At 66.3% G+C, this 12,146-nt stretch carries 12 protein-coding genes; 8 read left to right on the top strand and 4 right to left on the bottom strand.

Annotated features, from left to right (window positions below; translation table 11 throughout):
• Together ACODR5_RS13155 and ACODR5_RS13150 are read right to left on the bottom strand one after the other, a co-directional pair.
• Positions 1–517 (bottom strand): DNA-processing protein DprA (locus tag ACODR5_RS13155; RefSeq protein WP_488983884.1); only part of this gene is annotated, 517 nt, incomplete at its 3' end.
• 94 nt (positions 518–611) lie between these two features.
• Positions 612–2,201, bottom strand: coding sequence for a ParB/RepB/Spo0J family partition protein (locus tag ACODR5_RS13150; protein WP_124896095.1), 1,590 nt, complete (start codon positions 2,199–2,201; stop codon positions 612–614).
• Positions 2,202–2,734: 533 nt separating this feature from the next.
• Between ACODR5_RS13150 and ACODR5_RS13145 the strand changes: the two genes are divergently transcribed.
• Genes ACODR5_RS13145 through ACODR5_RS13130 form a run of 4 tightly spaced genes read left to right on the top strand, consistent with a single transcriptional unit; the run spans position 2,735 to position 5,594 of the window.
• Positions 2,735–3,844: an ArdC-like ssDNA-binding domain-containing protein gene (locus ACODR5_RS13145; RefSeq protein ID WP_488983883.1), complete on the top strand. Its 1,110-nt coding sequence runs from the start codon at positions 2,735–2,737 to the stop codon at positions 3,842–3,844.
• Positions 3,845–3,864: 20 nt separating this feature from the next.
• On the top strand, positions 3,865–4,593 hold the full coding sequence (locus tag ACODR5_RS13140; RefSeq protein ID WP_124896096.1) for a DUF2637 domain-containing protein: 729 nt from the start codon (positions 3,865–3,867) through the stop codon (positions 4,591–4,593).
• Positions 4,590–5,024: a hypothetical protein gene (locus ACODR5_RS13135; protein WP_124896097.1), complete on the top strand. Its 435-nt coding sequence runs from the start codon at positions 4,590–4,592 to the stop codon at positions 5,022–5,024. The genes ACODR5_RS13140 and ACODR5_RS13135 overlap by 4 nt, the downstream gene beginning before the upstream one ends.
• A gap of 21 nt (positions 5,025–5,045) precedes the next feature.
• Entirely contained in the window at positions 5,046–5,594 is a 549-nt protein-coding gene (locus ACODR5_RS13130) for a zinc-binding dehydrogenase (RefSeq protein ID WP_124896098.1), read from the top strand.
• A gap of 98 nt (positions 5,595–5,692) precedes the next feature.
• Here the strand turns inward: ACODR5_RS13130 and ACODR5_RS13125 are convergent, their stop codons facing one another.
• Positions 5,693–6,022 carry an ArsR/SmtB family transcription factor gene (locus ACODR5_RS13125; RefSeq protein WP_124896099.1) on the bottom strand — a complete coding sequence of 110 codons (330 nt, stop codon included), beginning with the start codon at positions 6,020–6,022 and terminating at the stop codon, positions 5,693–5,695.
• A 79-nt stretch (positions 6,023–6,101) separates the two neighbouring features.
• Here ACODR5_RS13125 and ACODR5_RS13120 point away from each other — a divergent pair, with 79 nt between their 5' ends.
• Entirely contained in the window at positions 6,102–8,132 is a 2,031-nt protein-coding gene (locus ACODR5_RS13120) for a heavy metal translocating P-type ATPase (protein ID WP_206427093.1), read from the top strand.
• A gap of 513 nt (positions 8,133–8,645) precedes the next feature.
• Here ACODR5_RS13120 and ACODR5_RS13115 read toward each other — a convergent pair.
• Positions 8,646–10,082, bottom strand: a complete 1,437-nt coding sequence (locus tag ACODR5_RS13115) for a PepSY-associated TM helix domain-containing protein (RefSeq protein WP_488983882.1) — start codon at positions 10,080–10,082, stop codon at positions 8,646–8,648.
• A 61-nt stretch (positions 10,083–10,143) separates the two neighbouring features.
• Between ACODR5_RS13115 and ACODR5_RS13110 the strand changes: the two genes are divergently transcribed.
• The 3 genes from ACODR5_RS13110 to ACODR5_RS13100 all read left to right on the top strand — a co-directional run bounded on the left by ACODR5_RS13110 (position 10,144) and on the right by ACODR5_RS13100 (position 12,072).
• On the top strand, positions 10,144–10,755 hold the full coding sequence (locus ACODR5_RS13110) for a DUF5134 domain-containing protein (protein ID WP_179430626.1): 612 nt from the start codon (positions 10,144–10,146) through the stop codon (positions 10,753–10,755).
• A gap of 125 nt (positions 10,756–10,880) precedes the next feature.
• Positions 10,881–11,264 (top strand): BlaI/MecI/CopY family transcriptional regulator, encoded by a 384-nt coding sequence (locus ACODR5_RS13105; RefSeq protein ID WP_179430628.1) that lies wholly within the window; start codon positions 10,881–10,883, stop codon positions 11,262–11,264.
• 4 nt (positions 11,265–11,268) lie between these two features.
• The gene (locus ACODR5_RS13100; protein WP_315900941.1) at positions 11,269–12,072 is read left to right on the top strand and encodes a M56 family metallopeptidase; all 804 of its coding nucleotides are present in this window, start codon (positions 11,269–11,271) and stop codon (positions 12,070–12,072) included.
• The last annotated feature ends 74 nt before the right edge of the window (positions 12,073–12,146 follow it).

Here is a 12,146-nt window from a genome sequence, read left to right as displayed (position 1 = left end):
TCTGCCTGTCGTTCCTTCCTGGTAACGACCGTCTACAAGAAGTGTCACACCCCAACGCGCCTCCGGTGACGATGCTGTGCCCGGTTCGGGTGAGGTCGTGGGCGAGTTCGGCGGCGATGTGGTCGCCGTAGCTCGTGGCGGCTCTGGCTCCGGTGATCGTCACGGCACGAGCGGGGGTGTCGGTGAGGAGGTCGAGGTCTCCGGATGTCCAGAGGGCGACGGGTCGTTCCGGGCCGAGGTCGTCGAGCCCTGCCGGCCATTCCGGGTCGGTGGGGATGAGTACCCGGTGTGTGCCGTCTGCGGCGCTGTCGAGGGCGTCGATGACGGTCCGCTCAGCGATGGCGGGCGGGAGGGTGTCGAGGGTGTGCTGGACCACGGCGGGGCCGTTGGTGCCGGTGAGGTGAACGGCGGGCGTGTTCGGTTCGCCGGGGGTAGTCAGGCAGGCCAGCGCGATGCGTGCGTAGCGTTCCTGCTGGTCGGGGTCGGCGGTGATGCGGTCGAGAATCTTGGTGCTCATGATGTCTGCTCGTGTGAGGTCGTGAAACGGAAAGAGGGGGTGGGGCCGGTCACCGGCGATGCGATGACCGGCCCCTGTGGTTGTTGACGGCAGGTCAGGCCGCGTCCGCGACCTCGGCCCCGGCGTCGGTCGAGGCGTCCTCGTCCGTGTCGCTTGCCTCGGGGGCGTCGACGTCGTCCGTGCCGTTCTCCTCGCCGGTGTCGGCCTCCGGCTCCTCGTCGCTCGTCTCCTCGGCATCCGTTTCCTCGACGGGGGTCTCGTCGTCGGGGGTGTCCTCGGCGCGGGTGGCGCTGTCGGGGTCGGTGATGAGGGTTTCGACGTCGGAGAGGGTGTATCCCCATGCGGCGAGCTGGTCGATGTACTGGCGGGTGGACTCGTTGGGGTTGCGCCAGCTGTTCTTGTCGGTTGCCGCTTCCAGAGCGCCGAGTGCGACGGCGAGCAGTGCGTGTCCGGCCTTGGTCGGGGTGGCCTGGGTCATCGCGGCGATGGGGTGCGGCTGTCCGTAGCGGCGCTGGCCGTCGAGGTTGAGGAGGGTCGCGGCCATGTCGTGCCCGTCGTTTGCGGCGCGGGCCACCTCGTAACGGTTGTCTGCGATCACGGTTGCCGCGAATGCGAGTGCCTGGGAGGGCAGGCGCTTGCGTCCGAGCAGCTTGGTCACCCATGCGCGGCGCACCTTCTCCGCGCTGACCCATGCCTTGTTGTTCGCGACGACGCGGCGGCGTTCGGCCTTCTCCTCCTCGGTCATCGCCCCGGATCGGGTGGGGGGCTGGTTGTGCCGGATGGAGGTGAGGCCGTGCTCACGCCAGTTGACGACGACGTGCGCGATGTCGATGCTCCCCCACCGCTCCCCGATAGCGACGGCGTGCCCGTCCTTGCCCGCGTAGTTTTCCTCGGTGACGCGCTCGCCGTCGGCGGTGAGGAGGTCGTGGAAGAACGCCACGTCCTGGTCGCCCCATGCCGGGTAGTCCACGACGGTGTATCCGTCTGCTTCGTACTGGGCGCGCAGGGCCGCGATTTCCTCCTTGGTGGCCTTGTCGTCCAGGTGTCGCTGGGCGTAGTGGTCGAACGATTCCGGGTCGTGTGCGGCGATGCTGGTGAGTTCGGCCAGCGTCTCGGGGTCGTCCTCGAACTCGGTGAGGATGAGTGCCTGGTCGAGGGTGAGGGCGTGCTGGGTGACGGCGGTCTTGGCGATGTCGCTTTCGGCGACGGCGAGGCCGGTCTTGACGATGGTGCGCTTGGTGCCGGTCTGCTTGGCGATCGCGGTGACGCTCATCCCGTCCAGCGCCAACTGCCGCCAGGCCTCGGCCCGGTCGGTGTCGGTGAGTCCTGCGCGGTGTTCATTGGTGATGTACTGCTGGATGATGCGGATGCGCTTCTCGTCGGAGGCGTCCACGACGTAGACGGGCACGTCCTCGGCGTCGGCTTCGCGGGCGGCGAGGGTGCGGCGCTGGCCGTCGCGGACGATGATGTTCCCGTTCTGGTCGGGGTGGGCGAGGATGGGCACGATCACGCCGTGGAGCTTGATCGAGTTGACGAACGCCCGGTCGAGGTCGACCTGTGAACGGATGTTGTCCTCCACGACGAGGGTGTGCGGGCTGATCCGGCGAACCTCCGGCCCCTGCATGGCCTCCTCGGCGGGGGTGAGGTCTGCGGCGTGGGTCGGGGTGGTGTCGATGATGGTCATGGCTTTCGGTTCCTTTCCTGAATCCCGGAGGGCCGTCACACCGGGTGGTGTGGCTGTTCCCTCCCTGCCATTGCCTTTCGGCACATGCCGAGAAAAGGGGCCAGGAATGAATGCGCAAGGCCGAAGAGTCAAAAAATCTCCTCCCCCCACACCAGGGGAAGGAGATCGACTATCGGGGAGAATTTTTGCGTGCCTTGCGCAGAAGGGAATGGTCCCGCACAATCAAGCAGCCGAAAGGCAATCCGCAGGATTGCCCAACCAGTGCTGCCACCGCGTCAGCGGTGACCGCCTGACTTTCCGCGCAGAAGCGGCGGCAGCGTCAGCCCGCAACTCGGGAGGAATCTGGACACGCGACGGCGAACAGGATGAGCGACGCAGAGTAGCAGGAGGGGGCTGGCGGCTCGGGAGTGGCGGGCACCCGGGATGGTTGCTCGCGGGACAGTAGCAGGTTCCCGAGGTCACCACCAGTACGGACTTGTGGGGTGTGACGCGCGCACCTGTCCTCACGAATAGCCGATCCAAGCGTGGTCGGTGTGGACGTGAAGGCGGTGGTCTGGGTGGCCCGAATGAGACGTTCGCCGGCCGAGGTGCAGGCGGCGCGTGAAGCCAAGCTCGACGAGATGGCGGAGAAGCTCGAGACGGCGGTTGCGGGGCTGACGACGGGTGAGGATTGGAAGAGGGCGATCGAGTTCGCTGCTCGGTTCAGATCTCGGAGTTTTCGGAACACGCTGCTGATCTACGCTCAGCATGCTGACGCATACGAGCAGGGGCGAGTGTCGACGCCGGTGCCGACGTACGTGGCGGGGTTCAACCAGTGGAAACAACTTGACCGGTCGGTGGACAAGGGCCAGTCCGGGTACATGGTCTACGCCCCGGTGATGGGGCGATTCGCGTCAAAAGATCCCTCCGATCCGATGTCGTGGCGCAGACTGCAAGCTCGGGAGAAGCCGGCCTCGGGCGAGGTGGTGCGTTCGAAGATCGTCAACGTGAAGCCTGCGTACGTGTGGGATGTGACGCAGACCAGCGGGTCGGAGATCCCGGAGCGGCCGATGCCGCGGCTGCTGGAGAGAGAGGCGCCGGCCGGGCTGTGGGCGGGGCTCGCCGCCCAGGTCGCGACGGAGGGATTCGAGTTGCAGGACGCGGTGGATGCGATTTCCATCTGGGGAGCGAATGGCGTGACGATTTACGACACGAAGGTTGTCGCAGTTCGCGCGGACATGGACGATGCAGCGCTGGCGCACGAGCTCGGGCACGTCCGCATGCACGACCCGGCTGAGGCCGTCACCCATCATCGAGGCATCCGAGAGGTGGAAGCGGAGTCGGTGGCGATGATGATCGGCGCGGCGCACGGCATGGACACCAGCGACTACACGATCCCCTACGTCGCGACGTGGGCGCAGTCGGTGGCGGACAAGGAACCGGTAGACGTGGTGCGCGAGACCGGCGAGCGGGTGCGTCGCGTGGCACTGGACATCCTCGACAAGCTGCCGGATGCGGGCATCGGCGATGGGTACCCGCCTGGGCTTGACCGCACCGGCCCCGACGCTGAACGGGAGACGTCGCGGGCCCGGGCGGTGGAGTTGGGTACGGCGACTCCGGTGCGCACGACGGCGACGGTCGACGTCTCCGTGCCGGCGCTGTGACGGGTATGCCGCAGCGTCGGATGGGTGCCTGGGTCGTCGGTGCGTCGATCGTCGGCACGGTGCTGCTGGGAGTCGGCGCGTTCTGGCTATCGTTCACCGCGCTCGCGGACCTCGCGTCCCGCGCGGGCACCGCGGTGGGGCTCGCGTGGGTATGGCCGTTGATCGTGGACGGGGTAATCGTCATCGCGACGATGTCGGTGGTCGCCTTGTCACCGTATGGGCGGGCGGCGACCCGGTATCCATGGCTGCTGTTGGCCGGGGCGGCGCTGGTGTCGATCACGGCGAACATCACGCACGCGCTGGTCGCCGCCGACGACACCGTGCCCGGCATAGTGGCGGCACTCGTGGCATCGGTGCCACCGATCGTACTGCTTGCGGCAACGCACTTGACCGTGGAGCTGGGCCGCTACCGCCGCGCCGTGCCGACCGTCGGTGAGGATGCCGATGTCGTCCCGGCCACGACCCTGGTGCCGGAAGGGAGGTTGGAGCGTACGCCGGTTCGTGCGTTGGCGTCCGGAACAGTGAGCACAGCAGTCACAGCTGAAGACACGCACACGGCATCATCTACGCCGAGCCGGGCGCCCGCGGATACGGGCGGGCTTGAAGAGGCGATCCGATTGAGCAAGCGGGGTCTGTCGAACCGACAGATCGCGCTCGAGCTCGGTGTCCATCCGACGACCGTCGGACGGTGGCTGAAATCAGTCGCGAAGCGGCCCGAAACCACAGTGGAGAAAGAGAAGGAATCATGAACACGGGTGACGACGAGCGGTACATCCCGCTGAAGCAGGATGGCAGGGATTCGGTAGTGACTGTGGCGTCGGAACGAACGGCGGGGCCGGAGCATGTGGAGACGGCGCAAATGGATTCGGACGCGCTGGCTCGCTTGTCGGACCCGGCGTTGGCGGCGCGTCGGGAGCGCATCGCCGCTCAGGTGAAGGATCGTTCGCGGCTGACGTGGATGCCCGCATCGGAACTGATGCGACACAGCAGCCAACGTGTCGCGGACGCGCTCAGTCGCGGGCAGGAGAGACTGCACCGGGTTGTGCGGGACGCCACGGTGGCCGGTACAAGGAAGGTGGCGCAGGCCGTCGGCGAGCGGGTACGAGGGCTGGGCGCGCCCCGCCCCGTCATCGGGCGACCGCAGCAGAGCGAAGCTGTGGTGACTCGTCAGGGCATCTGAGCGGCACCGCGTCGGAGACCTATGTCTTGTGCGCTGGGTAGCGAAGAGCCGGTCGGTAGTGTGCGCTTAAACGCGATGGATGGAGCCGTGGTCGCCGGCGCAGCCACGCTCATCGCCGTCGATGTGGCCGACAACAAGCTCGAGAAGGCCAAGCTATTCTGGGCCACGCACACCATCAATTCGACCATCACCGATCCGGTCGCCGAGGTGCAGCGGATCACTGGACGCGGTGCGGTTGGCGCGTTCGATCTCGTCGGAATCCCCGCCGTCACCCAGGAGGTCGTGGACATAGCTCGCCCGGGTGAAGGCCTATGCTGTACCGGCATCCTGGACCCCACCGCTACAGTGCCGATCCTCATCGGCGCAGGAAAGTGCTTCCGGGACGTCGACATGGGCTCTACAACGCCCAAGCATGACATCCCGCTTCACGCAAACCTGTACCTGCAGGGCCGCTTCCGACTCGACGAGCTGATCTCGAAGGAAGTCGCTGTGGATGAAATCGACGCCGGTTGCGACGCGCTGCACGACCCCGCGGTCACCCGCGTGGTGATCACAGGCGGACTCGGCTGAGATCCATTCCTCAAAAGACGAGCAATGGCGACCGACTAATGAGGATTAGTCACACCCACCCAATGGCCCGGGCGCCGTGTTCGGCTAATGTCAAGCGGTCAACGGTCGCCGGGAAGGTGGCGGAGGTGTCCGATGGCTTCGTCGAGGAGGTCTGCGACATGGTCGTCGAACAGCGCATAGTGAATGCGCCGTCCGTCACGATCGCCGCGGACCACGCTGAGATTCCGGAGAAGCCGTAGGTGGTTGGAGAGCGTCGTCTGTCCGATGCCGAGCTGCATGCCGAGGTCGGTCACCGTGCTGGGGTGGATGCGCAGCACGGTCAGGATGCGGAGCCGGACTGGTGATGCCAGCGCCCGCATGATCTCAGCTAGCCGCTCGGCATCGCCCGCTGACAGCGGAGCGGACGCTGGTTCCACCGAACTGCTCATAGGTGGGTTCCTCTCTCATGAGCACGATTATCATTCACATACATCACAATATCATGTTCTTGTGATGTATTGTCGAGGTATGGCTACCTCGTCTGCCCCGAAATCTACCGCCGTCATAGAGGAGCACGCGCACGGCTCCGCTCGATGGGAGCTGTGGTTCGCCATCGTGGCGGGCATCACCTACGCCGCGGGGATGATCGCAGAGTATGCGGTCGGCTTGCCGCTCATGGGTCTGCCCTTGGTCCTGTTCATCGCCACCTACTTCTTCGGAGGTTTCTTCACCGTGCGTACGGCGGTCTCGTCGACGCTGCGGGGCAAGTTCGAGGTCGACTTCCTCATGATCGTCGCCGCAATCGGCGCCGCGCTGATCGGGAAGTGGGCGGAGGGCGCGGTGCTGCTGTTCCTCTTCAGCCTCGGCCACGCTCTCGAGGAATACGCGATGAGCCGCGCCAGCAAGTCGATCGAAGCGCTGGCTGCGCTCGCGCCACGGACTGCCTTGATACGCCGCGGAGACGACGATCCCGTCGAGGTTCCCGTGGAGCAGATCGTGGTGGGTGATGTCGTGGTGGTGCGCCCGAACTCGAGGATCCCGTCGGACGGGTTCGTGATCGCCGGGATCTCGGCGGTCGATCAGTCTGCGGTCACCGGTGAGTCGATGCCCATCGAGAAGGAGCCGGTCGCGGATTGCGAGCGGGCGATGCGCACCGTCGATACCCTTCCGGCCTCGAATCGCGTGTTCGCCGGCACGGTGAACGGCTCCGGGGTGCTCGAGGTCGTGGTGTCGGCGACGGCCGCGGACTCGACGCTGAGCAAGGTCGTCGAGCTGGTCCGCACGGCCGACCAGGCTGCGTCACCGACGCAGCAGTTCATCAACCGCTTCCAGCGGTGGTACGTGCCCGCGGTGATCCTGGGCGTGGCCGCCACCCTGATGGTCGCGATGTCCGTGTTCTCGCAGCCGTTCACGGATGCCTTCTACCTCGCGATGACCGTCCTCGTGGCCGCGAGCCCGTGCGCCCTGGCCATCGCGACGCCGGCGGCCGTTCTCGCGGGAGTCGCCCGAGCGGCGCGCGCCGGCGTGCTGGTCAAGGGCGGCGCTCCGCTGGAGACCCTGGGGCGCGTCAGGGCGATGGCCTTCGACAAGACCGGCACCCTCACCTGGGGCAACCCGCAGGTGACGTCGGTCACTCCCGTGGACGGCGTGGACGGGAGCCTCCTCGTCCCCACCCTGGTCGCCGTGGAGTCTCTCAGCGATCACCCGCTCGCAGCAGCGATCGTCCGTGACCTCGCGGATCAGGTGTCCGAGGCGGAGCGTGTTGAGGCGTCGGACCTCAACGCCGTCGTCGGCCGCGGTGTACGCGCCACGGTCGACGGAGAGATCGTCGAGGTCGGCAACCTGCGGATGTTCGACGAGCGGGGCCTCGCCCTTCCCTCGTCAGTCGAGAGCGCTTACACGGAGGCGCGCGACTCCGGCCAGACGTTGATGATCGTCCGGCGCGGTGATCGGTTCCTGGGGGTCGTCGGCGTGATGGACACCTCTCGCGCCGAGTCCGCGCAGGTACTCCGCGTGTTGCGAAGCGCGAACGTCGGCCAGCTCGTGATGATCTCCGGCGACAACCAGCGCGTCGCGGATGCCGTCGGCCGCGAGGTCGGCGTCGACACCGCCATCGGTGAGCTGCTGCCGGAGGACAAGGTGGCGCACATCACGCGCCTCGCCGAAACACATCGCCCCATCGCGATGGTCGGCGACGGCGTGAACGACGCGCCCGCGATGGCCCGCGCAGACATCGGCATCGCGATGGGAGCTGCCGGGTCCACCGTCGCACTGGAGACCTGTGACATCGCTCTCATGAGCGACGACCTGGGACGCGTCCCGTTCGCCGTGCGTCTGAGCCGTGCGACCAGCCGGATCATCCGTCAGAACCTCATCGCGAGTCTCGCGATCGTCGTTCTCCTGGTGATCGCCACCTTCATCGGGCTGAACATCGGCGCGGTCGTGCTCATCCATGAGGGCTCGACACTCATCGTCGTGGCCAACGCGCTTCGACTCCTCGGCTTCGAGCGTGGTAAGGAGCACGCCGGCATCGATCACGAAGACCGCCCCTCGCGTTGATCCTCATGGAACGAGTCATGACGTGATCGATGCCGGGTCGAGTAGCTGACAGAATGCTCATGGAGATCGGATGGTGGATGGGCGCACTGGCGTTGCCCACTGCTCTCTTGGTGATCATCTTTCTCATCGCAATGGGAGCTCCCCAACGACAGGAAGAGGAAGAATCACCTTCTCTCGCCGAGGAGTGGGCCGATGTGACATACCGGTTTCGAAAGGTCGGCGCGTGGGTGCGTAGGCGCTGGCGAGGAGGTTCGAAGTAGACCACCGTGGCTCACTCGCAACCGGTCAAGAGTTACGCGCTCGTGCTCTCACCGCCGCAACAGGGCTGCTCAACAGAAGACGCACCGTCCGTCATTGACATCACGCAGTCTCACTTCCCGCCGTTGCGCGGTAGTAGAGAACTGCCCCGGGTTGCTCGTCGTGGGCACCGATGAGGTCCTCGCTCTGGCGCGCCGTATCTGTATCAGCACCGTGGGGACTGCTCGCGAGTGTCCGCGGCCGCCTCTCCATAACTCAGACGCTGCCGAAGAACTTCTTCATCCGGGGCATGCGGCGGATCAGCAGCTGGTCGAGCGCAAGGATGACGAGCAGGGACAGGCCGAACAGGGGCAGGAAGATCCCGAGGCCGACCATCACGACGACGAGCAGCCAGTTCCCCCAGATCGGCAGCTTTGCGCGGGGTGCGGCCATGCCGGATGCGGTGCCGCGTCTGGTCCACCACATGATCGGCGCAGACACGCACATGAACATCACGGCGAGGCAGAACAGGGTCGACAGGATCGTATTGATGACCCCAAGGCGGCGTCCTTCGTGGACGGCGATGCCCTGTGAGACGACCTGCGCGGTGATGCTGTAGTCGTCGTATCCGTAGGTTCCGACGATCTCTCCGCTGTACTGGTCGATGTGGATGGTGCGTTCGAGGCTTACCTCGGATTCGGCGGGGTTGCCGTTGTCGTTCCACTGGCTCGACATGACGCTGAACACGCCTGTCTCGCCGTCGGGGTAGATGATTGAGTACGGCTCGGGGACTCCCTCGGAACGGGCTGCGGCGACGGCGTCGTCGATGGAGATCGGTGTCGTGCCGGTGCTCGTGCTGGTGCCGGTCGGTCCGTTGCCGATGGCCCAGCCGGCTTCGGCGTTGGTGCCGCTGGTGCTTTCGATGAGCTCGTCGATCGTGGATTCCGCCCCCGGGTCCTCGCCCCACAGGGACGAGCCGTTGTCTGAGGCGACCTGCTGTGCGACCGAACCCCATACGCCGGTCCAGGGCAGGCCGGAGACGACGAGCATGAGGATGCCCAGCCCGACGGGCAGGCCCACGATCGCGTGCCATCCGCGAATGCGTGCACCCTTGGCGCGTTTCGCCTGAGCGGCTTTGCGGGGCCGGCGTCCGAGGAAGAAGATGATGAACCCGGTGATGGTGAGCACGATCGCCCAGCTGCCGCCCAATTCGACGATGCGGTCACCGATGCCCTCCTCGCCGATGAGCAGATCGCCGTGGATGCGCTCGGCCCAATCGGAGATCAGCTGATCCGCCGTCAACTCCCCAGTCACCGTCGCCGTGTACGGGTCGACGTAGACGTTCGCATTGACCCCGTCCGCACGTTCGGTGACGAAGACAGTCGCCCGGTCGCCGGTCTGGTCGACGACGGAGAGGATCGGCCGGTCCGGGAACGCATCGCGGACGGCGTCTTCCTGCACGGACAGCTCCTGCCGTTCCGCTGCCTCGAGCACGGTCACCGTGAGCACTCCCGGGTGGGTGAAGGCATCCACTTCCGCGCGGAACATGTAGGTCATGCCGGTCACCGCGAGGACGAACAGCACGGGGATGACGATCAGCGAGCCGTAGAAGTGCCAGCGCCAGAACGCGCCGTACCAGTTCGTCTTGCGTCGTTTCGGTGACGGCGCGGTTCGGGGCGATATGCCTGCGGTGTCGGTCTGGGCGGCGGTCATCGGGAGGCCTCTCGGAGCAGCGGCAAATTATCTCTACATATTGTAGTAGTAAGGTGGGGGTGTGATCGCATCGCCCTGGGACCTCATCCTCACCGTCGTCTTCCTTGTCACCGGCCTCATCTGCCTCGGCGACCTCATCGCACGGCGCATCGGCCGCCCCACGCGCACGGAGGGCTTGGAAGATGAGGAGCTGATCGACATCAACCATGCGGTGATGAGCGCCGCGATGATCCTCATGACCTGGGTCGCGGTGCTGGATGCGGTGACGTGGGCGCAAATCGCTCTGTTCGCGATCTTCGCCCTCGCGCTCCTGCCCGCGCTGACCCGAGCCCACGGGTTCCCGCATCGCGTGGAGCTGGTCGGGCACATCGTGCTGAATGCGGCGATGATCTGGATGCTCGCAGCAATGCCGCTCCTGATGGCCGGGATGGACATGGGCGGCGACGGAGGGTCCGCGCACGCCGGACACCACGGCGGCGGTGATGAGATGGCGCTGATGGCGACTCCCGTATGGGCCGGCGTCGTCAACGCGGCCTTCATCGTCGCCTGCACCGTGAGCGCATTGTGGTGGCTGTATCGCGCGGCCGCAGCCCGAGGGCATCGAATGCACGCGCTGTGTCACGCCCTGATGGCCGCGGGCATGGGGACCATGCTCTGGCTGATGAACCTCTGACCGCCTGTCTCGCCAGCGGTGTGTCGAGGGAGCGGCAGCAGCGCGCGTTGATGTGAGAGTTGCGAGCGTACTCTTCGAAGTCACGAGGATTCGACTCTGGGTAGGCTAAACGGTGGAGGTGTCATATGGCAGGTGAGCGCACGCGTGAACGCGGGGAACTCGAAGGCGAGGTCATGCGCATCCTCTGGGAGGCAGCCGAGCCTATGAGCGCCCGCGATATCCAGGCCGTGTTCACCGGTCACATCCCGGCGTACACGACGTTGATGACGGCCCTGGAGCGGTTGCAGAAGAAGGGTGATGTCGTCCGATCAGGAGACTCCCCACGCAAGGTCCGCTTCCATGCGGCGCGCAGTGGCGACGAGCATGTCGGACGGTCCATGATGAGCGCCCTGGACGGAGCCGGCGACCGGCAGGCAGCACTGTTGCAGTTCGCCGGGCACCTCGCCGAGGAGGACCTCGACCTGCTCCGCAGCGCGATCACCGGCAAGACCTCGCGCAAGCGCAGGTGATCACGTGATCGCCACGGGCTCCTTCCTCGCTGCAGCAGCGCTGATGCTCCTGTTCGCACCGCTCGTGCTGACCGCCGGCAGGTGGCAGGTGCACCATCCGCGCACCGCACTGACGCTGTGGTTCAGCGCCCTCTTCGCCGGCATCGGATGCGCGGTCGCCTCTGCCACGACTGCGCTGATGTGCTGCGTCGAGGCTGTCGAAGTGCACGGCCCCGCCGAAGGATTGCTCTTGACGATCGCGGGCTGGCTAAGCCTTGGAATATTCGCGGCGGTGATCGTCTTGGTCTCCGCATCCGCGGAGCCCCTCGCCGATTCCTGGCGGGAAGCGGTCGGACGCCTCGCACCTGTCGCGGTGTCCCGTGAGGAGTCGGACGGGGTCACCCTCGTCTGGTTCGAGTCTGAGGAGCCTGCCGCATGCGCCGTGCCTTCGGGGGCACCGGAGATCTTCCTCTCCACGGCCCTCAAGGAACTGCTGAGCGGCCCGCAGCTTCGCGCGGTGATCGAGCATGAGCGCGCTCATCTGCGCCAGCACCACGGGTGGGCCGTGCGGATCGCTGAGATCAACGCCCTCTGCCTCCCCAAGCGCTTCCCAGCTGGACGAGCCCTGAAACGAGCCACACTACTGCTGGTCGAACTCATCGCAGACGATGCCGCCGCCCGCCGCGCCGGCGCCGTCCATCTCGCGAACGCCCTCGCGACCATGGGACGCACCACAGGCGATCCCGGTCTCGAACTTCGCGCCGACCGACTCACCCTCCGCCGCTGGAAGACACCCCGCAGTCGCCGCGCCGCCCTCGCACGTGCCTAACCCGTCCCCGCCACCACTCACTGGGCTGTGTCAAGCTTCGTAGACGATCTCTTTGTGGATTTCAGGCCGCGGTT

Source organism: Microbacterium sp. FG3, assembly GCF_057809335.1.
The sequence above is the reverse complement of the archived record's forward strand: the minus strand, read 5'-3'. Positions and strand labels throughout refer to the sequence as shown.